Annotated in this window: 23 protein-coding genes and 1 pseudogene; 1 reads left to right on the forward strand and 23 read right to left on the reverse strand. The window is 29.6% G+C overall.

Annotation, left to right across the window (positions count from 1 at the left end; all coding sequences use genetic code 11):
- Positions 1-11 precede the first annotated feature (11 nt).
- The 17 genes from atpA to trxA all read right to left on the reverse strand — a co-directional run bounded on the left by atpA (position 12) and on the right by trxA (position 13,713).
- The gene (atpA, locus tag ACWYN7_RS02890; protein WP_459487111.1) at positions 12-1,589 is read right to left on the reverse strand and encodes a F0F1 ATP synthase subunit alpha; all 1,578 of its coding nucleotides are present in this window, start codon (positions 1,587-1,589) and stop codon (positions 12-14) included.
- Between the two features lie 100 nt (positions 1,590-1,689).
- A complete protein-coding gene (gene atpH, locus ACWYN7_RS02895; RefSeq protein WP_462858345.1) occupies positions 1,690-2,247 on the reverse strand; it encodes an ATP synthase F1 subunit delta in 558 nt (185 codons plus the stop codon).
- Positions 2,248-2,255: 8 nt separating this feature from the next.
- The gene (locus ACWYN7_RS02900; RefSeq protein WP_462858346.1) at positions 2,256-2,753 is read right to left on the reverse strand and encodes a F0F1 ATP synthase subunit B; all 498 of its coding nucleotides are present in this window, start codon (positions 2,751-2,753) and stop codon (positions 2,256-2,258) included.
- Between the two features lie 86 nt (positions 2,754-2,839).
- Positions 2,840-3,028, reverse strand: a complete 189-nt coding sequence (gene atpE, locus ACWYN7_RS02905; protein ID WP_053973883.1) for an ATP synthase F0 subunit C — start codon at positions 3,026-3,028, stop codon at positions 2,840-2,842.
- Between the two features lie 73 nt (positions 3,029-3,101).
- The gene (gene atpB / locus ACWYN7_RS02910) at positions 3,102-4,235 is read right to left on the reverse strand and encodes a F0F1 ATP synthase subunit A (protein ID WP_462858347.1); all 1,134 of its coding nucleotides are present in this window, start codon (positions 4,233-4,235) and stop codon (positions 3,102-3,104) included.
- Positions 4,236-4,304: 69 nt separating this feature from the next.
- Complete coding sequence (locus ACWYN7_RS02915) at positions 4,305-4,703, reverse strand: DUF6168 family protein (protein WP_462858348.1); 399 nt, start codon at positions 4,701-4,703, stop codon at positions 4,305-4,307.
- A complete protein-coding gene (locus tag ACWYN7_RS02920; RefSeq protein WP_462858349.1) occupies positions 4,696-4,923 on the reverse strand; it encodes an AtpZ/AtpI family protein in 228 nt (75 codons plus the stop codon). Before ACWYN7_RS02920 ends, ACWYN7_RS02915 begins: the two co-directional genes overlap by 8 nt.
- Positions 4,877-5,260, reverse strand: a complete 384-nt coding sequence (locus tag ACWYN7_RS02925; RefSeq protein WP_462858350.1) for a bactofilin family protein — start codon at positions 5,258-5,260, stop codon at positions 4,877-4,879. Before ACWYN7_RS02925 ends, ACWYN7_RS02920 begins: the two co-directional genes overlap by 47 nt.
- 45 nt (positions 5,261-5,305) lie before the next feature.
- Positions 5,306-7,528: a type IX secretion system periplasmic lipoprotein PorW/SprE gene (gene porW, locus ACWYN7_RS02930; protein WP_462858351.1), complete on the reverse strand. Its 2,223-nt coding sequence runs from the start codon at positions 7,526-7,528 to the stop codon at positions 5,306-5,308.
- 122 nt (positions 7,529-7,650) lie between these two features.
- Positions 7,651-8,346, reverse strand: coding sequence for an ABC transporter ATP-binding protein (locus ACWYN7_RS02935; RefSeq protein ID WP_462858352.1), 696 nt, complete (start codon positions 8,344-8,346; stop codon positions 7,651-7,653).
- A 22-nt stretch (positions 8,347-8,368) separates the two neighbouring features.
- The gene (locus tag ACWYN7_RS02940; protein WP_462858353.1) at positions 8,369-9,835 is read right to left on the reverse strand and encodes a DUF5687 family protein; all 1,467 of its coding nucleotides are present in this window, start codon (positions 9,833-9,835) and stop codon (positions 8,369-8,371) included.
- A 49-nt stretch (positions 9,836-9,884) separates the two neighbouring features.
- Positions 9,885-10,592: a hypothetical protein gene (locus ACWYN7_RS02945; protein ID WP_462858354.1), complete on the reverse strand. Its 708-nt coding sequence runs from the start codon at positions 10,590-10,592 to the stop codon at positions 9,885-9,887.
- Positions 10,589-11,272 carry a hypothetical protein gene (locus tag ACWYN7_RS02950; RefSeq protein WP_462858355.1) on the reverse strand — a complete coding sequence of 228 codons (684 nt, stop codon included), beginning with the start codon at positions 11,270-11,272 and terminating at the stop codon, positions 10,589-10,591. The genes ACWYN7_RS02945 and ACWYN7_RS02950 overlap by 4 nt, the downstream gene beginning before the upstream one ends.
- Before the next feature lie 2 nt (positions 11,273-11,274).
- The gene (locus ACWYN7_RS02955; RefSeq protein ID WP_462858356.1) at positions 11,275-11,952 is read right to left on the reverse strand and encodes a hypothetical protein; all 678 of its coding nucleotides are present in this window, start codon (positions 11,950-11,952) and stop codon (positions 11,275-11,277) included.
- Between the two features lie 2 nt (positions 11,953-11,954).
- The gene (locus tag ACWYN7_RS02960) at positions 11,955-12,608 is read right to left on the reverse strand and encodes a hypothetical protein (RefSeq protein WP_462858357.1); all 654 of its coding nucleotides are present in this window, start codon (positions 12,606-12,608) and stop codon (positions 11,955-11,957) included.
- 12 nt (positions 12,609-12,620) lie between these two features.
- Positions 12,621-12,959 (reverse strand): PadR family transcriptional regulator, encoded by a 339-nt coding sequence (locus ACWYN7_RS02965; protein WP_215994193.1) that lies wholly within the window; start codon positions 12,957-12,959, stop codon positions 12,621-12,623.
- A 394-nt stretch (positions 12,960-13,353) separates the two neighbouring features.
- A complete protein-coding gene (gene trxA, locus ACWYN7_RS02970) occupies positions 13,354-13,713 on the reverse strand; it encodes a thioredoxin (protein ID WP_462858358.1) in 360 nt (119 codons plus the stop codon).
- Between the two features lie 182 nt (positions 13,714-13,895).
- On the opposite strand from trxA, the gene ACWYN7_RS02975 reads away from it, so the two are divergent.
- Positions 13,896-16,055 carry a prolyl oligopeptidase family serine peptidase gene (locus tag ACWYN7_RS02975; RefSeq protein ID WP_462858359.1) on the forward strand — a complete coding sequence of 720 codons (2,160 nt, stop codon included), beginning with the start codon at positions 13,896-13,898 and terminating at the stop codon, positions 16,053-16,055.
- 178 nt (positions 16,056-16,233) lie between these two features.
- Here ACWYN7_RS02975 and ACWYN7_RS02980 read toward each other — a convergent pair whose 3' ends face one another.
- The 6 genes and pseudogenes from ACWYN7_RS02980 to ACWYN7_RS03005 form a co-directional block, all read right to left on the reverse strand.
- Positions 16,234-16,605, reverse strand: coding sequence for a VOC family protein (locus tag ACWYN7_RS02980; RefSeq protein ID WP_462858360.1), 372 nt, complete (start codon positions 16,603-16,605; stop codon positions 16,234-16,236).
- Positions 16,606-16,777: 172 nt separating this feature from the next.
- On the reverse strand, positions 16,778-19,180 hold the full coding sequence (locus tag ACWYN7_RS02985) for a helix-turn-helix domain-containing protein (RefSeq protein ID WP_462858361.1): 2,403 nt from the start codon (positions 19,178-19,180) through the stop codon (positions 16,778-16,780).
- A gap of 221 nt (positions 19,181-19,401) precedes the next feature.
- Positions 19,402-20,526 (reverse strand): Fic family protein, encoded by a 1,125-nt coding sequence (locus tag ACWYN7_RS02990; RefSeq protein WP_462858362.1) that lies wholly within the window; start codon positions 20,524-20,526, stop codon positions 19,402-19,404.
- Between the two features lie 243 nt (positions 20,527-20,769).
- Positions 20,770-21,138, reverse strand: a pseudogene (locus ACWYN7_RS02995) (DUF2200 domain-containing protein).
- Positions 21,139-21,174: 36 nt separating this feature from the next.
- On the reverse strand, positions 21,175-21,852 hold the full coding sequence (locus tag ACWYN7_RS03000; RefSeq protein WP_462858363.1) for a YiiX/YebB-like N1pC/P60 family cysteine hydrolase: 678 nt from the start codon (positions 21,850-21,852) through the stop codon (positions 21,175-21,177).
- Between the two features lie 245 nt (positions 21,853-22,097).
- The gene (locus ACWYN7_RS03005) at positions 22,098-22,766 is read right to left on the reverse strand and encodes a bifunctional 4-hydroxy-2-oxoglutarate aldolase/2-dehydro-3-deoxy-phosphogluconate aldolase (protein WP_462858364.1); all 669 of its coding nucleotides are present in this window, start codon (positions 22,764-22,766) and stop codon (positions 22,098-22,100) included.
- Between the last annotated feature and the right edge of the window lies 1 nt (position 22,767).

Raw genomic sequence — 22,767 nt, forward strand, 5'->3', positions numbered from 1 at the left:
CTAAAGTCTAATTATGCAAAATGCTTAGTAATTTCTGCAGCTGCTGCTTCTAATGTTGCAGTAGCTTCTGGAGTTAATTTACCAGATTTTAATACATCTAAAGTATCTCTATGTTTTGCATTTAAATAATCGATATAATCTTTCTCGAATTTCTTTACTTGGTTAACAGGAACGTCTTTTAATAAGTTCTTAGAACCAGCATAGATAATTGCAATTTGATCTTCTACAGTAAAAGGATCATTTTGCGCTTGTTTTAAAATCTCAACGTTTCTTTGTCCTTTAGAAATTACGTTCATTGTAGCTGCATCTAAATCAGATCCAAACTTTGCAAATGCTTCTAATTCTCTAAACTGAGCTTGATCTAATTTTAATGTACCAGATACCTTTTTCATAGATTTAATCTGTGCATTACCTCCAACACGAGATACAGAAATACCTACGTTAATTGCTGGTCTTACACCTGAGTTAAATAAATCTCCATCTAAGAAAATTTGTCCATCAGTAATAGAAATTACGTTTGTTGGAATATATGCTGATACATCACCTGCTTGTGTTTCGATAATTGGTAATGCAGTTAAAGAACCCCCACCTTTTACAATACCTTTTAAGGTATCAGGTAAATCGTTCATTTCACTTGCAATTTTATCATCATTGATTACTTTTGCAGCTCTTTCTAATAATCTTGAGTGTAAGTAAAATACATCACCAGGATACGCCTCACGTCCTGGAGGTCTTCTTAATAATAAAGAAATTTCACGGTATGCAACTGCTTGTTTTGATAAATCATCAAAAACAATTAAAGCTGGTCTACCTGTATCTCTAAAATACTCTCCAATTGCAGCTCCTGCAAATGGTGCATAAACTTGCATTGCTGCAGGATCTGATGCATTTGCAGCAACAATAGTAGTATAAGCTAATGCTCCTCTTTCTTCTAACATATTTGCAATAGCAGCAACTGTTGATGCTTTTTGACCTACTGCAACATATATACAATATACTGGGTTACCAGCATCGTAAAATTCTTTTTGATTTAAGATGGTATCTATAGCAACAGTAGATTTACCTGTTTGACGGTCTCCAATAATCAACTCACGCTGACCTCTACCTACAGGAATCATTGCATCAATAGATTTAATACCAGTTTGTAATGGCTCAGTTACTGGCTCTCTATAAATAACCCCAGGTGCTCTACGCTCTAAAGGCATTTCGTAAGTAGTACCAGAAATTGGCCCCTTACCATCTATAGGACTACCTAAAGTATCTACAACTCTACCTACAATTCCTTCACCTGCTCTTAAAGATGCAATTCTTTCAGTTCTTTTAACTGTAGAACCTTCTCTTACAGAAGTTGAAGCTCCTAATAATACAACACCTGCATTATCTTCTTCTAAGTTTAAAACAATACCTTCTAATCCGTTATCGAATTCTACTAACTCACCATATTGTACGTTAGACAATCCGTAAACACGAGCAATACCATCACCTACTTGTAATACTGTACCTACTTCGCTTAATGAAGCCTGAGCTTCAAAATTAGTTAATTGTTCTTTTAAAATTGCTGATACTTCAGCTGGTTTAATACTTGCCATCTTATTTTAGTTTTTAGCTTTTGGCTGCTAGCTGTTAGCTATTTACTTTTAATTTTAATTTGCTTTTACAAATGGCTGATTGCCATAAGCGAAAAGCTGACTATATTTTTGGAATGTAATGACTGTTGTCGAATTCCTTTTTTAATTCACTTAAATAATTAGAAACACTCGCATCATATTGTACATCACCAACGCGTAAAATAAATCCACCTAAAATATTTGGATTTACATGATTTTCTAAATTTGCTTCTTCACCAGTTAAAGCTACTATTTTTGCTAAAATTTGCTTTTCAACTTCTGGAGTAATTGGAACAGCAGTAGTAACTTTAGCTACTTGTATGTGCTTATAGTAATCGTAAATGATAGTGTATTGTTTAGCTATAGAACTTAACATTACTATCCTTTTATTTTCTTGTAATAAGTTAAAAACACCTAGAGAAATATTGTTTACTTTACCTGTAAACATAGCGTTTAATACCTTCATTTTATCTGAAGATTTAATAACCGGGCTTTCTAAAACTACTCTAAATTCACTATTTTCTGCAATAGTTGATGCTATTAAATGCATATCTGCATTAACCGCAGTTTCTTCTTTAGAATCTTTAGCAAGATTTAAGATTGCTTTGGCGTAACGTAATGCTGCTCTTGCGTCTTTCATAGTTAAACTTAGTTTAAAGTAACATCTTTTAAGATTCCTTCAACTAAAGCAAGTTGATCTTCTTTATTAGATAATTCTTTTTTAATTACAGATTCTGCAATACCTATAGATAATTCTGCTACATTCTTTTTTAACTCAGCTAAAGCGGCTTGCTTTTCTTGTTGAATAGAAGCTTGTGCATTTTCGATTAACTTACTAGTAACTTCTTTAGCATCTTCTTTAGCTTCCGCAATCATTTTATCCCTAATATCTCTAGCATCTTTCATCATTGCATCTCTTTCTGCTCTAGCTTCTTTTGCTAATCTTTCATTATCTGCAGTTAAGTTTTGCATTTCTTTACGAGCATTTTCTGCAGCCTGTAAAGCATCTTCTATACCAGACTCTCTTTCTTCTAAAGAATTTAAAATTGGTTTCCATGCAAATTTCTTTAACAAAACCAATAACACAATTAGAATTACTAATTGTAAAGAAAATAGACCTACTGAAAAATCATTGAAAATATCCATAATATAATTTTTTCTTTTGTTGTTTAATTTTAAGAATATATCTGTAACCAACCGTTACAGATATATTTCTTTTTTTTTGTACTGGATTATTTTCCTAAAAGTAAAGCACCAAATGCTAAACCTTCTAATAATGCTCCAATAATGATCATCGCTGTTTGGATTTTTCCTGCTGCTTCTGGTTGACGAGCAATACCTTCCATTGCTTTACCACCAATTTGACCAAGTCCGATTCCACCTCCGATTACGATTAATCCTGCTCCAATTAAATTGTACATACTAATTGATTTTTAAAATATATTAATTAAACAAAAATTCTCTTTTGTACTTGATGATAAACACCAAGGGTTTTTAATGATGCTCGTGTTCTTCTACAGCCATACCTATAAACAATGCAGATAACATTGTAAAGATAAATGCTTGTAAAAAGGCAACTAATAATTCTATAACCGTTAAAAACAAGGTTAATAAGAATGATATTCCTGTAGCCCCTACTGTACCAAACTGAGCTTTTAATAAAATCATTAAAGCTGCAATACCCATAACAACAGAGTGCCCTGCAGTTATGTTTGCAAATAAACGCACTAGTAAAGAGAAAGGTTTAATTAACAAGTAACCTGCCAACTCTAAAACTGCTAATATTGGTCTTAATATTTTTGGTACACCTGGCATCCATAATGTGTGCATCCAAAAATCTTTGCTACCATTTGTGATATAAATTACTAATGTAAATATTGCTAAACAAACAGTGATTGCAATTTGTCCTGTAACATTAAATCCTAAAGGAGTTAAACCTAATAGGTTTAAAATCCAAATAAAGAAAAATACCGTTAATAAAAATGGCATAAATTTTCTGTATTTCTTTTCTCCAATATTTGGTCTTGCAATTTCGTTTCTTACATATAAAACTAATGGTTCTAAAACACGTCCAAAACCAGAAGGTATGCTTTTAACTTTGTACTGTTTTGCCAATCTAGAAAACCAGAAAAACATTAATAAAGAAACCAAAAGAATTCCAAAAACACTTTTAGTAATAGAAAAGTCTAAAACTTTGTGTGCATTTGTTGCATGATGATGCTCATCAAAAGATACTGTAGCAGCACCTTTATCTAACTCGTAAATTTTAGAATGAATTTTAGCGAATTTTAATCCCTTTTTTTCAACAACAACATGTCCATCATCATTATGATGAAATTCTGAAGACATAAAAGTTACCAAACCTTCGCTAGTCCATAAAATTACAGGCAAAGGAAAACCAATGTGTTTTCTTTCATTTTCTTTGTTTGTGTAAGAAAACAAAGAAAAATCATGTGAGTCTGCAAGGTGATGCTTGATGTAATCGTCAATTTCTGTTTTTGAATTTACACGACCTCCATCTTCTAGATTATCGTGTTTATTGTCAGTACCAGATGCAAAAATTGTAGCCGTAAAAAGAGCTATTAATGCTATTGTAAGAAATTTGATTGATTTTTTTGCAATCTTCATAGTAAAAATACGCTTTGTAAATTCCGCGCAAAGATATAGAATAATTCAAAAAGACAAATCATTTTGGCGCTATTTTTTTGAATCTTTTATTTTTAGAATTTTTATGACAAAAAAAGCCTCTGTTAATAAAAAAATAAAGGTGGGTATAATAAGAGAAATTCTTGCTGAAATAGACAAATCTAAATCCGAAATTATTGGTTTATAGAAGGTAAGCGCAAAAAGTACAAGTTTTAAAATAATTACACCTAGATAAATAAAACCTAGTTGTTCAAAAATTTTATCAACAATAGAGAGTATTATAAAATTAATGCAAATTAATGCAGAAAATACAGCGTGAAATCGATATACTTTTTCTAAAGAAAAAGGGAGAATTTGCTCTTGCTTATTTAGAATAAGTTGGTGAGTATTAACCCCAATAAGATATAGAATAAGAAAAAAAGAAGTGTAGAAAATTGCTTTCTTAATCATTAATTTTATTGGCTTGTTTTATTAAAGAATACATTGCTAAAAAAACAGCAAGCAGAGTAATTGTTTCTTTTAAAAAGTTTGTTTCGAAAGTTTTATCTAACCATTTGCCAAACAAAAATCCAAAATAAATGGTTAACCCCATTTGTAAACCTGCACCAGAAAGTTGAAGCGCTTTATTTAATGGCTTTTTGGTTGGTTTGTTGCTCTTGTTTTTTTCCATCTTCAATTTTTAAAACTTTAGAAGCTACTTTCATTGCACAAGAAGCGTTAAATGTTGCACCTGGCTCTACAGATAGTTTACCAACAACTACGTTACCAGAAATATCTGCAATAGATTTTACGGTTAAAGTTTTATCTACGTTTAATTCGCCAGAAATTTTACCTTCTATATCTGCATTTAATGCGTGTATTTTACCTTTTACAAAACCTCCAGAACCAATAATTACTCTACCTTTAGTTGTTAAGCTTCCTTCTAAAACTCCATCAATTCTAAAATCTCCTTCAGAAATTATTTCACCATTAATTGTTGTGTTTTTTGCAATAACGTTTCTTTCCATTTTCTTCGGGTTGTTTTACGAGAAGCCCTATTTTAAACTAAAATTCTACTTCTCTAATTGTGCTATAATTGCTTTTGCTCTTTTGCCTTCTTCTGTATTTCCAAAACTTACAGCTACAAATTCTAAGGCTGTTTTGTAAGCTTCTTTATCTTTGTATTTACCTATAGCAAAAGCTTTTAAGAGTTCAAATTTAGGAATTAATTCTGAATTTGAAATGGTTGGTAAAAATTCTTCTATTTTGGTAATCGTTTCTTCAAATTTATCTTCTTTGTACAAATAATACATTTCTTTGTATGCATTTTCTATTTCATTTACTGCAACTTCTTCTTCAAATTTGGCATTCGGATTCTGAATAACTTGTGCAAATTTTGTGTTTGAATATTGCGTAAGAATTACATTTTTGTGTTTTTCTGCACTAGTAACATCACCTAAATTAGTATAAATTTGATACAAATGCCAGTTTATAGGTAAAATCAATTCTTTTGCAGGCTGTAAAGATGCCACTCTTTCTAAACGTTCTTTTGCTAAACTTTGATTTTTAAACTGCTCTTTGTAAATTAAACCTAACTCGTATAACGCTTGATTTCTATCGGTTTTTAAGCTGTCTATTTCTGTTTTTTCTGTAGGAATTGTAGCTAAATAGGTTTCTAAATTATATTTTAGATTTACTTTTTTTGCTTGTATAGAATCTTTAGTTCCACCACCAATAGTCGATTTTTCTAACCATCTCCAATTGTCTTCTAATTTTCTGTTTCCCCATATTTTTTGGAATTCAGATTTACCAAAACTTAAAGATTGATTGTTGTAAAAATACCAATTTCCTTTATTTGCAGATTGTAAACCCCCATTTGTATTACCAAAAGCCAATTGATTTAATCTTATTTGTGCAGCTTCTTCATCAGCAATTTTAAGCTTTTCTATATAATTTTCGAAAAATAGTTTTTGTTCGTCTTCGGATAAAGTTGCAATTCTTACAATACTATCGTTTTTAGCAACAACATTTTCGAAATTAATTAATGATGCTAAGTTTTTATGTTTTCTTTTTATTCGTCTAATTCTTAGATTTAAAGTGTCTTTAGAAACTTGCAAAACACTATCGTAATAAGCACTTGCTTGCTGATAAGCATCTTGTTTAAAAGCAATATTTCCTAATTTTTCGTAAGTGAATGTTTTTTGTTTATCACCTCCATTTTTAGCTCTTAAGGATTGATTGTAAAAATCTACAGCCAATTGAATGCTATCATTATTTTGATGTAAAACTCCTGTTTGATAATACAATTCATCCAAATAAGGTCTGTTGTCTCTGTTTTTTATCAGCTTTTGTAATTTTTCTAAAACCACACTTGCTGTAGAATCGTTAGATGAGTTTTTAGCCAACTCTATATTTGCGTGAATTTTGTATTTGTATGGTGCTTTTTTAAAATCGATTAACTTTTGAAACACTAAACTTGCAGAATCTTTTTTATTCTCTAGACTATACATTTGCCCTAAAATAAACAAGTTTCTTGCAGCTTGTGTCTTATTGTTTAAAGTTCTTGTTGCTAATTGTAAATGTTGTTTTGCTTTTTGTAAGCTATCGCTTTTTACATAAGCCATGGCTAAAGCTGTATGGCCTAATTCTTTAATTTCGTCTGGCAAATTGGCTTCTAAAGTATCTCTTACCACCATTAAAAGCTTCATAGATTCTATGGCCATTTCTTCGTTATCTAAACGAATATTGGTTTTAGCTCGCCAAATTTTAGTTTCTGCAATTAAATTTGCTTGCGGATAATTTGCAATTACATAGTTAAAAGCCTCTACAGCAGGCACAAAACGTTGCTGATAATAACGAGATTTACCTAACAACAAATACGCATCATCTATTTGTCTGTTACGCTCAAAACCATCGATATTCATTCCATGAGTTTGAATGGCTTTAATGGCTTTTTCTTCTGCTTTTTCGAAAGTGGTTAACTCTTTTTGCTGCGTGTTATTTCTTTTAGAATTTCCAAAACCAGCACCTGGACCATTGTTGTATTTAGGAATCACAAATTTATCTTCTTCAAAAACAATAGGTTCTATTGGTAATTGGTTAAACCAATCGTCTTTATAGTCTTCATTAATAGCATCTACACCTTCTTGAAGGTATTGTTTACCATTAAAAAGAACGTTGTATTTTGTAGTAAGTGCTTGGTAATTTCTGCTTATAAAAGTATCTTTTTTTGTTCCACAAGCATATATGGTTGCAAAAATGATAACTATAATAAGTGTTTTCTGCGTGTTTTTCACACTAGTAAATCTAAATGAATTATTTTTTTATAAGAGCCAAAAACTCTTATTTACAACTGATTTATGACAAAAATAGTATAAATACAGTCTATAAAAATAATAATAAATAAAGAATTCGATATTTATTCAGCAAAATAGCTTTCCAATTCTTTTAAAGTTTCTGCAGATGTAACTATATCTTTTACCACAGCTCCTTTTTCTAAAACTACAATTCTTTCGCAAACTTCTGTTACGTGTGTTAAATCGTGACTAGAAACTAAAACTGTAACTTCTTTATTCTCTGTTAATTCTTTAATAATTTTCTTTAATCGAATCTGAGTTGTAGGATCTAAATTAGCAAAAGGTTCGTCTAAAATTACTACTTGCGGATTTCCCATCATTGCTGCAACAATTCCAGCTTTTTTCTGATTTCCTTTACTTAAATCTCTTAAGTATTTTTTCTTTCCAATTATTTCATCATTAAAAAACTCATCGAACTTTGCTATAAATGTTTTAACATCGGCTTTGTTCATCCCTCTTAAATCTCCAATAAAATCGAAATATTCTTCTGGTGTTAAATAGCTAATCAAAAAAGATTCATCAATAAAAGAACCTGTAAAATTTTTCCAATCTTCGCTTTGGTTTACAACAATATCGTTATTGATAATTGCGCCTGTAGTTGGCCTAATTAAATCTAACAAAATATTAAACAATGTTGTTTTACCTGCTCCATTATTACCTACCAAACCAAAACTTTGGCCTGTAGGAATTTCTATTGATACAACATTTAAAACTTCTGCTTTTCCGTATTTTTTTGAAACTGTATCTATTGTAATCATTGTAGTCTTGAATTAATTTTGGTTATTCTGATTGTTTAAATCCGTGAAGTGTACTATATTTTTTTTGTTGATATTTTTTTTCAATAAAATTCATAATAGAATTTTTTAGTAAAATTGAAATTACACCAACTGCCGCAATTGCACTGATTGCTGTATTAAAACCAAAAAAATAATTAACTATTGCATAAATTATTATTGGAAATACTAAAACTGGCAGCATTACAATAAATTGAGCTGCACTTGTACCTTGTGTATTACCAAAACCACTTGCACTTAAATCTATTCTTTTTTTATTAAAAGCACCCATATATAACATTACTAAAGGTGTAAAACCAATATTAAAGAAAAAACCAGCAACTATTAATAAGTACTTATCTAAGCCAAAATAGATATATGGTGTAGACAAAATAAAAAGTACAACAGTCATTACTACCATTAAAAACCATTTAGATTCTAAAAATTTACGATAAGAGAAATTTTGTGTCATTAACATTCTATAATGCTCACTATCCCAAGCAGGTACAAATTGCCCATAATTCATTGCAAAACCACCTGTTAAGAAAATACAAGCATATAATTGCCAAATTTGAGAATCTTTATATGCCTCTAAAGTAAAAAATATAAGTCCAAATAGTAAGAAGAAAAAAGACATAAAAAAGACCATTTTTGTTCTTTTATTTCGCCAAATTAAACGAATGTCGTTTTTTATAAAAGGTGCAACATCACCAAATTTATCTATAAATGATAAATCTGCAGAATTAACTTCTTCTTCTTTTAACTTAATTGCACCATCTAAATACAAAGCATTAGATAATTGTTTAAAATTTAAATAATAAAATATTGTTGCCAATAATAACCCTATAATTGATAATAGTGGATAATTATAAACAGCATAAAAGGCTTTACCAAAATATACTGTAATATCGAAAAACTGATATTTATAAGACAACCAAACAACAGCTAAGAATACTACTAAAGCACCAAGTGCAATGTTGTTTTTATTAATTAAAAAGTTAATAAAGTTGATGCATAAAGTTAGCATTAGCATAAAAAACAACCAACCTAAAACACCAACTAAATTATATCCTTTAGAAATTAATATAATAGAAAAAGGAATGTATAGAATTAGTGCACCAAAATTAAAAAAGGAAAAAATAGACTTCGTTAATATATAATTCACCAATTTTTTCTTTTTAATAGAAAGTATCAGCATTGGTTTTATATCCATTACTGGGATTTTCTGTAAAATATATCGCATTATTAAATCTGAAATCAATAAAAAGATTAGAAAATTATTGACAACAATAAAAGGGTCTTTGTCTGGAAATTGTTCTTTAAGAATAAAATAGCCTCCAACACTAATAGACAAAAAGCCTAAAAGCATCCAAAGCGCAAAAAATCCCATTACTATTTTTAAAGCAACACTTTTTCCGAATGAAGCCGAACGAAAAAACTTTTTCCACTCTAGTTTTAAAAAATGTGAAATCATAAAGTTTGGTTAAGTAGTTATTCTATAAGTAGTGTTTGCAAAGGTTTTGTTACAAATTTTTAACCAATTTATATTCTGGATACGTTTCTTGCAACAATTCTTCTGCTTTTTGTGGAATTACATAATTGGAAACGTAAAACAAAATGCACAATAAAGTTAACACAATAGCTATAATAAAAACCCAATGAGGTTCTAACTCGGAAAAATCAAATCTTGTAAGATTTATAAAATTGAACATCTGTACAAAAACCAAGCCTGTATAACCATTTTTGGTTGTTCCTATCATGGCTTCTAACAAAAATATTTTTTCACCCTCCTTTTCTTTTACTTTATGTTCTTTTCTTATTTTGTATGCAGCAATCATTTCAAAAGTTACTAAAATTAAAAGTGTACCTAAGAAAAGATATTCTGAATATTCTATTTGAAGTAACATAAAAATAGACAAGAAAGCAGCAAAAGTTACTATAACTTTTGGTAGAGTAAACCACTCTTTGGTAAAACGCCAAAGAATTTTCCAATAACGTTTGTTCATTTGTTTTTGTTTGGCTTCAATAACATCCATAAAACCAAAAATTCCGAATTTTTTAAAGGATTTATCTCGTCCTTCTTCAAAAGATAATTTTGGATACTCTTCTAAAATTTGCTCAATATCATTAGCCAAATGATCTACCAATTCAGTTTGCACATCATAATATTCTACATAATGCTGACGTGTAAATTTGTAAAGTTCATCTATGTGAGATTGGGTTAGTTTCATATACTTTTTAACTTCAATTCTATATTTTTTATCTTTTTTAAGGTTTTATGATGAACTAAAATACCTGCTGAAGAAAAAAGCGTATTTAAACAAGTTACTGCAAACCAAACAAGCAGCTGAGTTTCTTTGGCAACAGGAATAATTCCATCTGGTTTTACAAATTGAATAACTCCATTTAGCATTAAAAATGAAAAGAAAATATAAAAGGTACTATAAGTTAAATAACCAGATTTCCTTTTTTTAGAAAATTCTGAAAAATATAAAAAGCCGCCATAAATCATTGGTGCAAACAAGATAAACATTGTAATTACTTTAAACGATTTTAAATTAAAAGTTACTAAAACAAAATAGTACAAACTTGTTATTAGAAAGATTAAAAAAATTGATTTAAAATTTGTAAAAAACAATCCTATTTGATTAAAATACTGTTTTCTAACAATTTTATTAATACAAAACAAACGTTGTTTTGTTAAGTCATCAAAACTTCCATTCCAACCTAAAAAAATAAACGAATTCTGAACCATTTTTTTAAAATCAGCTTCAGAACTATTTTCTTTTAAATTTTTCTCAAGATCAGAAACTACATGATCTAACAGTTCTATTCTAATGTCCCAATATTTTACACCTTCGTTTTCTAAACGATGTTCTATGTATTGTATTTGTTCTTTTGCTAATTCCATAGTTACACAATTACATTTGGATATTGTTCTTTTATCTTTTTTTTGTTTTGATGAAAAACATATTCTCCAGACCAATAAAACAAAATGATTACAACAAAAACAGCTAAATGTATCTGATTATGTATAGGATTTAAAAAACTTTCTTCTGAACGAAAACTATTACTCTGATAACATAAATTAAAAATACTAGAGATAAATATGTTAAAATCAGAATTTCTTTCAAGAGTTAGAAACTTGTTTTTTTTGCCTTTATTTCTAATAAAAGAAATTATCGTAAACACTAAAAAACCAATCAATCCAAAGAAAGACAAACTAGCAAAAAAGTCTATTTTATCCTCAAACAAATTCATCAACAAAAACAAAGTATAAAATAAACCTGCAGAAATTAAAATTCTAGGAAGTTTAAAAAACCTAATTAAGTGTATAAAAGACTGTTTGTAAAACTTTTTATTGACTGATTTTGTTTTCTCTTTTAACAATTTACTAAAACCGCTATCAGAAAAGTTTCTGTGAATGTTTCTAATTTCTTTTTTAAAATCTAAATCTGGATTTTTAGCTAACCTTTCTTCTAAAATATTGGCAAAATGATCTACAATTTCTGTTCTCACATCATAATATTTTATGCCGCAAGAAAAAATGTAATTGTCTATTTGTAAAAGTTGTTCTTTTGATAATTCCATAGCTACGAAATTTTATACTTTTTGATGGCTTCTTCGTGCTTTTTGTAGAAATAATGACAGATATAAGTAACTGCAAAACCTGCACTTTGAAAACTGATTAAAAAGGGAATAAAACTTTTATCATCGTTAAAATGATTGCCCATAAATAGAGGAAGTACTAAAAAGGTGATTCCTAAATACTGTGTTCTTAAAATAAAACTGTAAGTTGTTTTTACTTTAGATTTATACACTTTTGTAATTAAAAAGATCAAGTAAAGCAAAAAACCGATGTTTAATCCGTTTAAAAATCCATTCGTAAAATCTGAGAAACCCTCTGAAAAAACAATATGAAAATTTGTGAAAATTAGCATAGGTGAAAAATAACAAGCCAGATACAAAAAGTAAAAAGGCTTAAAAATTTTTACCGCATTTTTAACCACAATTTTAGACTCATGATATTGAAAACCAAAAAAGAAACTAGAAGATTCTCTAAAATGTTTATCCCATTTTAAAACGGTTATTTTAAAAGCGTTTTCAAAAGAATAATTTTTATTCAAAAAGCTTTCTAAATCTGAAATCATATGATCTAAAACTTCTACTCTTAAATCAATAAAATTGAATCTTTTTTTATCTAAATATTCTTCTACTTTTTGTGTTTGTTCTTTTGTTAATTCCATAGCTAAAAATTTTTACTCCAAACTAAATTTAGGATTCACCAAGTGCTGCATTGTTTTTAAAAACTCTTGCATTTCTTCTAACTTATTCGCAGTTTCTTTGGTGCCACTTTCTGTTAATTTGTAATATTTGCGAAGTCTATTGCCCACTTTTGCAACCTCAACATCTAGCAAACCATCAGCTTCTAATTTGTGCAATGCAGGATACAAAGCACCTTCTGTAATTTTTAGTTCGCCTTTGGTGAGTTCTTTTACTTTCTGAGTAATTTCATACCCATACATTTTATCATTAGTTTCTAATAATTTTAAAATGATGGTTTGTAAAGAACCTTTGTATAATTTCTGATTTCCCATTTTTGGTGTTTAATCGTTTAATTGTTGAAATGTGTAATTGTTTTCCTGTCACTTCGAGTGATTTCGATTTTTTCAATCGAAATTGTATCGAGAAGTCTTGTATGTTCTCGATACAAATTTGTTAAGCTACGCTTGCTATCTTCAATAAAAATATATTTTTATTTCTATAATTTCTCAAATTCACTCGAGATGACATTTTAAGTTTGTCAACGCGACTCGCATCAAATATACATAATTTTTTGATGCATAGAATTCTTATGTATAAAATTTTAACATAAAAAAAACCAGAAAATTAACTTTTCAGGTTTTTTTTGATTCCTGTTCTTACAGGAATTACATTTTTTTCACAAGAGTGAAAATTCCTTACCTTTGGAAAGGTTAGGATGGGCTTTTTTTATTTTTCTACCTTTAAAACTTCTGCAATAACACGTTCTAAATCTGCTTTTGGTAACGCACCATTTGCCATTTGTGGTTCGCCTTCTACAGGACAAAATAACATAGAAGGAATGCTTCTAATGCCAAATGCTGCAGACAGTTCTTGCTCTGCTTCTGTGTCTATTTTATAAATATTTATTTTGCCTTCATATTCTTCTGAAAGTTGCTCTAAAATGGGCGCTAACATTTTACAAGGTCCACACCAATCTGCATAAAAATCTATTAATGCTGGTTTGTCTCCTTCAAATTTCCACTCTTTATTTTCTTCAAAATTGAAAACTTTTTCTAAAAATGTTGCTCTTGTTAAATTTTCTGTCATCTTTTACTATTTTATCTTTAAAATTAATTAAAGAATTCATTCTATTCTTGTACAAAAGTAGTCGTTTTTTTATGTTGATAATTACAAATCCTGATCTTATCAATTATCAAATTGTTAAAAATTAGTAAATACTTGATAATGTTGTAAATAACTTTTACATTTAAACCAAAAAAATCACGAATATGAAAATCAAATTTATTCCACACCTTATTTTAGCAAGTATTACTTTAGCTTGTTGTACCCAAGAAATAAAACACAAAAATATAGAAGTGAATTATCCAGAAACTGAAAAAAAACCAGTTGTAGACACCTTATTTGGCACAGCTGTAACCGACAATTATAGATGGTTAGAAGATGATAGAAGTACTGAAACAGAAGCTTGGGTAAAAGCAGAAAACGCTGTTACCTTCGATTATTTAAGCAAAATACCTTACAGAGAACAATTAAAATCTCGTTTATCAGAAATGATAAACTACGAAAGAATTGGAACTCCCTATACAGAAGGCGATTATACTTATTTTTCTAAAAATGATGGTTTGCAAAATCAGTCTGTTATCTATAGAAAAAAAGGGAATGCTGAACCAGAAATTTTCTTAGACCCAAATACTTTTTCTGAAGATGGTACCACTTCTTTAGGCACATTAAGTTTTTCTAAAAATGGAAAAACTGCTGCTTATTCTATCTCAGAAGGTGGTTCTGATTGGAGAAAAATTATAGTTTTAGATGTGGAATCTAAAACCATAAAAGAAGATACTTTGGTTGATGTAAAATTCTCCGAAATTTCTTGGTACAAAAACGAAGGTTTTTATTACTCAAGTTACGACAAACCTAAAGGAAGCGAATTGTCTGCAAAAACAGATCAACATAAATTGTATTATCACAAATTAGGAACATCACAAAAAACAGATAAGGTTATTTTTGGAGGAACTCCAGAAGAAAAACATACATCTGTAAGTGGTACTTTAACTGAAGATAATAAATATTTAGTGATTACTGCGTCTGTATCTACCTCTGGAAACAAATTGTTTATCAAAGATTTATCGAAAACAAATAGTAAATTAATCACTGTTTTAGATCACACAAAAAGTGATACCTACGTCATCCATAACAGAGATAGCAAATTGTATTTAGTAACCAATTTAAACGCAGCAAATAAAAAAGTGGTTACTGTTGATGCTGCTCATCCTACTCCAGAAAACTGGGAAGATTTTATTCCTGAAACAGAAAACGTATTGTCTCCTTCTACAGGTGCTGGATATTTTTTTGCAAGTTATATGGTAGATGCTGTATCTAAAGTATTACAATATGATTTTGATGGAAACTTAATTCGCGAAGTAAAACTACCTGGTTTAGGAACCGCTTTTGGCTTTGAAGGAAAAACCAAAGACAAAACATTGTATTTTAGTTTTTCCAATTACAAAACACCAAGTTCTTCGTTTCAATTAAATCCTGAAAACGGAACGTATACAACCTACTGGAAACCTGCTCATGATTTTAATACTGATGATTATATAAGTAATCAGATTTTTTATACTTCTAAAGACGGTACAAAAGTACCTATGATTATTACCTATAAAAAAGGATTAGAATTGAATGGGAAAAATCCAACAATTTTATATGGTTATGGGGGATTTGATGTTAGCCTTACACCAAGTTTTAGCTCTATAATGGCTGTTTGGATGGAACAAGGAGGAATTTATGCTGTACCCAATTTACGTGGTGGAGGCGAATATGGTAAAAAATGGCATATTGCTGGTACTAAAATGCAAAAGCAAAATGTTTTTGACGATTTTATAGCAGCTGCAGAATATTTAATTGAAAATAACTACACCTCTTCAGATTTCTTAGCCATTAATGGAGGCTCAAATGGAGGCTTATTAGTTGGGGCTACAATGACACAAAGACCAGAGTTGATGAAAGTAGCTTTGCCTGCTGTTGGTGTTTTAGACATGTTGCGTTATCACACCTTTACTATTGGTGCTGCTTGGGCTTACGATTTTGGAACTGCTAATGATAGCAAAGAAATGTTCAATTATTTAAAAGGATATTCACCAGTACATAATGTAAAAAAAGGCACAAAATATCCAGCAACTTTAGTAACTACAGGAGATCATGATGATAGAGTTGTGCCAGCACACAGTTTTAAATTTACAGCAGAATTGCAAGAAAAACAAGCTGGAGAAAACCCTGTTTTAATTAGAATAGAAACCAATGCTGGTCATGGAGCAGGTACACCAATTGCAAAAATCATAGAACTATATGCAGATATTTTTGGTTTTACCTTATTTAATATGGGTTTTGATCAATTGCCAAATCCACCAAAATCGAAAATTAAGAGTTAGTTTTTTTTAAAAATGAAACAACTAAAAGCTAATTTAGCTAAATAGAAAAACACAAAAAATACTTAAAAAAGTATTACAAAACCTTTAATTATTTCTTAAATAATTAAAGGTTTTATCATTTTATTAGTCTTCTTACCCTTAATTTTAGAAGAATAATTATTTTTAATTAAATTAAATCCTAAACATGCTGATCTATTAAAATAGCATTTCCATCAGGATCTAAAACCACGAAACTTGCAGGACCAGAAGTGGTTTCATCTGCTTCTGTTTCTAAGGTTACACCTTCTTGTTTTAAGTGTTTTTGAATGGTTCTTACATCATCAAATTCAGCTAATTTGTTGGCATTTTCATCCCAACCAGGATTAAAAGTGAGTATATTGTTTTCGAACATTCCTTGAAAAAGACCAATTAAAGCATTGCCGTTTTTCATAATTAAATAGTTCTTTTCAATATCGCCTGCAAAAACAGAAAATCCTAATTTTTCGTAAAAAGCTTTTGATTTATGAATGTCTTTTACGGCTAAACTGCTAGAAAATGCACCTAATTTCATAATTATAGTTTTTGGTTGATGTTTTAAAGTTAAGAAAATCTTTTGTAATTACTTGTGTTTTAGGCCGTACAAATAGTTGGCAAAAAAGTTTAGCCCTGATTGTAATGGCATCCTTTTTTTGTTTTTCACAAAAAAAGATATAATGGAAAGCAGGAAATAGCTACTAAAAATTTTAATTTTCTAAAGACAATAACACCATTCTTAACTCCATAAAAGTAAAGGATTTGTCTACTTTTTCTTTGAGTTCTGTAAGGTTTTTAAAGTCAACTTCTTCAATTTGTTTTACCAATTTTTTATACTTTTTAAGCGGAATTAATTCTAAAATATCTACATCTCCAGTAGGAATAAAACTTGCCAAATGACTTTCTATTGTGCCAGTTGTTAGGCTTCTTTCTTTTGCGATTTCTTTTACAGAAAGTCCAGATTTAAAGAGCTCTAAACTAATTTGTTTGGTAGGTTTTTTAGCTTCTTTTTTCTGCTCGTTAAATTTATTAATTCCGTTTTCTTTGCAATATTGCTCAATAACTTCTAAAATTTCTTCTCCATATTTTTGCACACGAATTTTACCCATTCCTTTTACATTAAGCAAGTCTTTTTCTGTTCTTGGCATTTCGTCGCAAATGGCATAAAGTGTTTCTTGGGTAAAAATCTGAAAAGCGGGTATGTTTTCGTTTATTCTAATTTCATCTCGCAATTCGCGTAATTTTAAAGCCAAAAGAGCATCTCTTTTAGAAGCTACTTTTTTCTTTTTTTTGGGCTCAGTATTTTGTAAAACCGCATTTGCCCTAACCTCTAAATAATCTTGCACCTTAAAACCATTTGTCATTTTTTCTAACGCAAATAGTTTTTCTTCTAACTTTTCTTGAAGTGTATCAAACTGTTTGGAAAAGTCTTTTTTTACAGCTTTATTATCCGAAGAAAATGAAATGGCATCTAATGGTTTTTGGATGTTATTTTTTGTTTGATTGATAAAATAAGCAACCCCTTTTGTAAATCGTTCTTGAATTTGAGAACTATTTTCTGGGAGGACATTATCCTCAGAAATTTTATTTAATTGATTTTTAAATCCGTTAGAAACTTTCATCAATGCTACAACTCCATCATCTTTTATGGTTTGTAAATGATCAATTACATCGCCTTTAATTGAGGTTTTATTTTTGTAAAAAATATCGATTAATCGTGTTGATGGATATAAAAATGGCTGATAATCGAATAATTCTGAAATTAAATTGAGCTGAAATTCTTTTTCAGATTCGTTTAAAATCCTTTCATCAGGATGATTTTCTTCTACACTCTCGTTAAACGTGCTAACTGTTTGGTCGTTAATAATTGCATTGCTAGTAATTGGCGTTTTTAAAACCAAACCTTCTAAAGAAGTACACCTACTTAAAGCTACATAGGTTTGTCCGTGCGCAAACGAAGCTTCTGCATCTATAATGGCTTTTTCAAAGGTTAAACCCTGACTTTTATGAATGGTAATTGCCCAAGCCAAACGCAAAGGAATTTGAGAAAAAGAACCAATTACATCTTCTTTAATCTCTTTGGTTTCTTCGTTAATAGAGTAATTTACGTTGTCCCAATTTTCTCTTTCTGTTACAATTTCATCAATTTCGTTGGCACATTGTACAGTTACACTATCTCTAGAAATATCGGTTACAATACCTATTTTACCATTAAAATATCTTTTTTCTTGTGATGAATCATTTTTGATAAACATTACTTGAGCACCAACTTTTAACTCTAATTTTTGATCGTTAGGAAAAGAGTTTTCATTAAACTTACCAGATATTTCTGCATCAAAAAAATAGCTTCTATTTTTAATTTTATTCAACTCAGAATCGTTGATTAAGTTGGCTCTTTTATTGTGCGTTGTAAGTGTTATAAATCCATCGTCTTTTGTTGGAGAAAAATTTGGATTGTAACGTTCGTTTAAAATTTTAGCAGATTTATCTGATAAACTATCGTTTCTAATTTCATTTAAAATGGTAATAAAATCTTCGTTTTTCTGACGATAAATATGCTTTAATTCAATAGAAACCACATTGGCTTCTTGAAAAGCTTTTGAGCTAAAAAAATAGACAGTTTCGTAATAATTTCTTAGTAAACTCCATTCGTTTGGTTTAACAACAGGAGCTAATTGTTGCAAATCTCCAATCATTAAAACTTGTGCGCCACCAAATACTTTATTTCGGTTTTTATAACGCCTCATTACTTGATCTATACCATCTAAAAGATCTGAACGAACCATAGAAATTTCGTCTATAATTACTAAATCTAACGATTTTATAATATCTATTTTGGTTTTAGAAAACCTTCTTTGTTGTTGACTATTTTGTGGTTGATTTGGTAAAATTGGACCAAAAGGCATTTGAAAAAACGAATGTACAGTAACCCCTTTTGCATTAATTGCTGCAACACCTGTTGGTGCAACAATTACCATTCTTTTTAAAGATTCGTTTTTAATTTTATGTAAAAATGTAGTTTTTCCTGTACCTGCTTTACCTGTAATAAACAGATTTCTATCTGTTTTATTGATAAAATTAAAGGCAAGTTCTAACTCAGGATTTTTAGGCATTTTAGCTTTTTGATGCAAGGTAATAAATCAAAAATTATTTGCTGAAAATAAAATTAACAAAAGATAGAATTTTAAATTTCGCTAACGTGTGTATACAAGGTTAGTTGCTATGGTTTAGCTATAAAGTTAATAAATAGTTGCTGACAAAGAAAATCCACGAGGATTTTCGTAAGTAAGCAAAAAGCAAGCAATTAATTTTTGTACGGTGTTGGGCAACGTTTTTATTTAAATAGTTTTATATATTCTCTGAATAAATAAATTTTCCCTCTTTTTCCTCCAGTAATTTCGGTTAATATTTCCAACTTTTCAAGTTCTTCAATTAATTTGTAGACAGAAGGTGATGATAAACTTGTCAAATCTTTAACTTTTTGAGCATTTATAATTGGTCGTTGGTAAAGATGGTTTAAAATCAATTGTGCGTTATGTGAGCGGCTTCCTAATGTTTGTAGTTTAATTTCAACTTCTTTTTGTAACTTCAAGATACTATCAAATGTGTTTATTCCGTTTTTTGCAGTTTCAATTACACCAACTAAAAAAAATTTCAGCCATTGACTTAAATCATTTTTTTCTCTAACTCTTGTCAGATTATCATAATATAACATTCTGTTTCTTTCAAAAAAATCTGAAAGATAGAGGATAGGCTTTTTTAATATTCCTTTCTCAACTAAATATAACGTAATCATTAGTCTACCAACTCTACCATTACCGTCTAAAAAAGGATGAATTGTCTCAAATTGATAATGAATTAAAGCTATTTTAAGTAAATCAGGGAAAAATGATTCAACATTGTGAGCAAAATTTTCTAAATCACTCATATATTCATTAACGCTTGTATGAATTGGAGGAACAAATGTAGCATCATTAATACTTGCTCCTCCTATCCAGTTTTGACTACTCCTAAACTCTCCTGGAAGTTTATGTTTTCCTCTTACACCTTGGAGTAGTATTTTATGTGTCTCCCTGATTAATCTTGAAGAAAAAGGTAGTTTTTCTAAGCTTTTGATGGCTGAATTTAATGCTTCAATATAGTTTTGAACTTCTTCCCAGTCATCTCGTTTTTCATCATTTACATCCTCTTTATCTAATAAAGCATCTTCTATGTTTGTTTTTGTTCCTTCAATTTTGCTTGATTGGGTTGCTTCTTTTAAAACGTGCATACTGATAAATAAATCGATATTTGGAATATATTCAGAATACATATCAAGTCTTCCAAGTTGCCTATCTGCTTGACTTAAAAGAGTTAATACTTCCATATCGTCAATTGTCCATTGTTGATTTATTTTCGTAGGTTGAAAACTTTTATGAGTTCCTTGGTTTATGTAATTACCTGATTTGAATGTTTTCATATTTATTTAAGTATAAACTTAAACAAAGGTACTTCTTAATTAAGAATATTTCAAAAATATTAAATAAGAAAGGTTTTAAGTTAAGTAAATACTTAAAGTCTTAATTATGTAAGAGCGCTATTTAATGTTGCCAACTTAACACGATTATGACATCCTTTTTAATGACTTATAATCGGCGTTAGCGAAGTTCGAGTTTTTCAATGTAAAAATCAAGAGGAAAAACTCTTGTTTTAAAAGTATAATCTAAGTTCGTAAAATTTTTTCCATATTACGACCTTTGGCTAATTCATCTATTAGTTTTTCCATTTGTCTACATTTTTTATAGACTTCAAATTCGTCTTCTATTTCTTCAATTCTTTAACCACAAACCACTCCTTTAATCATATTTGCATTGGGATGTATTTTTGCTTGTTCAAAAAATTCTCTAAAGGTTACTTTTTCATCGATTAAAGATTGTAATTTATCTTGATTAAAACCTGTTAACCATTCTATTACTTGATGAAATTCTTCTTTTGTTCTTCCGTTTTTTTCTAATCTATTCCAATAAAGAGGGTAAATCGTTGCAAAAATCATATTGGCAACTTTTTCGTTTTTTGCTGCAGTTACTTTCATTTTTTTAGAATTTAGAGTAAATTAAAGATAACGCTTTTATTCTTTTTCGTAATCGTGTATAAAAGTGATATGAGGACTGCTAGCCATTAAATTAGGATTTGTACCTTCTATTCCTTCAGGAATTGGATGATTGCGTGTTTTGTAGTAGTTTACCCAACTCTCCATTGGTTTTCCTGTACTATCATTAAACGTCATGGGATGTGTAAGAAAAGGAATAGCTTCTTTAGACAAATTTTGAGAAGAAAACATTTTATAAACTAATTCTGAACAATAATAAGAAGTGTTATCCCATAAAAAAATATCATCATAAGGTGTATTTATCCTTTCAAGTCCGTATGCAATTGCTTTAGAAATATATGGTTGATAAACGCTGTCTAATCTTGCAACTGTAGTTTGCGATTTGTTGTGTTTATTCTTATTTCTGTTTAAAAACTTATTTAAAGGTGTTTGGCTAATTCCTATTTTGGGAATTGCCTCAACCACATACCATTTATCATTCTCTTTCATTGCTATACCAACATGCGAATAGTTTTTAGCAATTGATGTTGCTGTTACGTTTTTAATGGCATTATCTATATCATCTGTTCCTGTATTTTGAAATAGTAAATCTCCTTCTTTTAGTTTAAAAGAGTTGTTTTTTGAATTGCTATCACAGCTAAATAAAATAAAAGTGAACATTAGAATTACACTTATTTGATTTAGTTTTTGAATCATAATTATTTTAGTTTGATGTTTACAAAGTTCGTGTTTTTTGTTGGATACATACTAAACTAGCAATCTGTGCTTAAAATAAGCAGTAAACCTACAAAGAGGTTTAGCCCTGATTGAGTGGTTTGTTTGAGCTCTTTTTTGAGGTACGAAAAAAAAGCGAGTAACGAAAGCAGGAAAAAGCTACTCAAAAAAAAACTCCAGCTTAAAAAAGCTGGAGTTTCCTTCGTTTAAAAATAATTCAATATAAACTAGCTTTTTAAGTCTTTAATAATAGTTAAAGCCTCTCTAGTTTTTTCTTCAATTTTTGCTAAATCAAAATTACCATCGGCATCTTTTGCCATTAATTTAGAGCCCATACCTACACAAGTAACTCCTGCAGCAAACCAAGCTGATAAGTTTTCTTTTGTTGGTGCAACTCCGCCTGTTGGCATAATAGACGTCCATTGTTGTGGGCCTTTAATACCTTTTACAAATTGTGGTCCGTAAATATCACCAGGGAAAAGTTTTACGATTTCGCATCCTAACTCTTCTGCTCTTGTAATTTCTGTTAATGTACCACAACCAGGAGACCAAAGTACTTTTCTTCTATTACAAACTATTGCAATGTCTTCTCTTAATACTGGAGTTACAATAAAGTTTGCTCCTAAAGCCATGTATAAAGATGCTTGCCCAGCGTCTGTTACAGAACCTACACCCATTACCATTCCTGGTAATTCTGCAATGGCATATTTTGTTAACTCACCAAAAACTTCGTGAGCAAAATCTCCACGTGCTGTAAATTCTAAAAGTCTTGCTCCACCATCGTAACAAGCTTTTAAAACTTTTTTACTTACTTCTATATCTTTATGAAAAAACAAAGGAACCATTCCTGTGTCTTTCATAATTTGTGCTACTTCTATTCTTGTAAACTGTGCCATA

Source organism: Polaribacter sp. M10 (assembly GCF_054968445.1).

Bases quoted from the DNA above. Each gene is read 5' to 3' on its own strand.
- atpA (WP_459487111.1), bottom strand. From the start codon at position 1,589: ATGGCAAGTATTAAACCAGCTGAAGTATCAGCAATTTTAAAAGAACAA.
- atpH (WP_462858345.1), bottom strand. From the start codon at position 2,247: ATGAAAGACGCAAGAGCAGCATTACGTTACGCCAAAGCAATCTTAAAT.
- ACWYN7_RS02900 (WP_462858346.1), bottom strand. From the start codon at position 2,753: ATGGATATTTTCAATGATTTTTCAGTAGGTCTATTTTCTTTACAATTA.
- atpE (WP_053973883.1), bottom strand. From the start codon at position 3,028: ATGTACAATTTAATTGGAGCAGGATTAATCGTAATCGGAGGTGGAATC.
- atpB (WP_462858347.1), bottom strand. From the start codon at position 4,235: ATGAAGATTGCAAAAAAATCAATCAAATTTCTTACAATAGCATTAATA.
- ACWYN7_RS02915 (WP_462858348.1), bottom strand. From the start codon at position 4,703: ATGATTAAGAAAGCAATTTTCTACACTTCTTTTTTTCTTATTCTATAT.
- ACWYN7_RS02920 (WP_462858349.1), bottom strand. From the start codon at position 4,923: ATGGAAAAAAACAAGAGCAACAAACCAACCAAAAAGCCATTAAATAAA.
- ACWYN7_RS02925 (WP_462858350.1), bottom strand. From the start codon at position 5,260: ATGGAAAGAAACGTTATTGCAAAAAACACAACAATTAATGGTGAAATA.
- ACWYN7_RS02935 (WP_462858352.1), bottom strand. From the start codon at position 8,346: ATGATTACAATAGATACAGTTTCAAAAAAATACGGAAAAGCAGAAGTT.
- ACWYN7_RS02940 (WP_462858353.1), bottom strand. From the start codon at position 9,835: ATGATTTCACATTTTTTAAAACTAGAGTGGAAAAAGTTTTTTCGTTCG.
- ACWYN7_RS02945 (WP_462858354.1), bottom strand. From the start codon at position 10,592: ATGAAACTAACCCAATCTCACATAGATGAACTTTACAAATTTACACGT.
- ACWYN7_RS02950 (WP_462858355.1), bottom strand. From the start codon at position 11,272: ATGGAATTAGCAAAAGAACAAATACAATACATAGAACATCGTTTAGAA.
- ACWYN7_RS02955 (WP_462858356.1), bottom strand. From the start codon at position 11,952: ATGGAATTATCAAAAGAACAACTTTTACAAATAGACAATTACATTTTT.
- ACWYN7_RS02960 (WP_462858357.1), bottom strand. From the start codon at position 12,608: ATGGAATTAACAAAAGAACAAACACAAAAAGTAGAAGAATATTTAGAT.
- ACWYN7_RS02965 (WP_215994193.1), bottom strand. From the start codon at position 12,959: ATGGGAAATCAGAAATTATACAAAGGTTCTTTACAAACCATCATTTTA.
- trxA (WP_462858358.1), bottom strand. From the start codon at position 13,713: ATGACAGAAAATTTAACAAGAGCAACATTTTTAGAAAAAGTTTTCAAT.
- ACWYN7_RS02975 (WP_462858359.1), top strand. From the start codon at position 13,896: ATGAAAATCAAATTTATTCCACACCTTATTTTAGCAAGTATTACTTTA.
- ACWYN7_RS02980 (WP_462858360.1), bottom strand. From the start codon at position 16,605: ATGAAATTAGGTGCATTTTCTAGCAGTTTAGCCGTAAAAGACATTCAT.
- ACWYN7_RS02985 (WP_462858361.1), bottom strand. From the start codon at position 19,180: ATGCCTAAAAATCCTGAGTTAGAACTTGCCTTTAATTTTATCAATAAA.
- ACWYN7_RS02990 (WP_462858362.1), bottom strand. From the start codon at position 20,526: ATGAAAACATTCAAATCAGGTAATTACATAAACCAAGGAACTCATAAA.
- ACWYN7_RS03000 (WP_462858363.1), bottom strand. From the start codon at position 21,852: ATGATTCAAAAACTAAATCAAATAAGTGTAATTCTAATGTTCACTTTT.
- ACWYN7_RS03005 (WP_462858364.1), bottom strand. From the start codon at position 22,766: ATGGCACAGTTTACAAGAATAGAAGTAGCACAAATTATGAAAGACACA.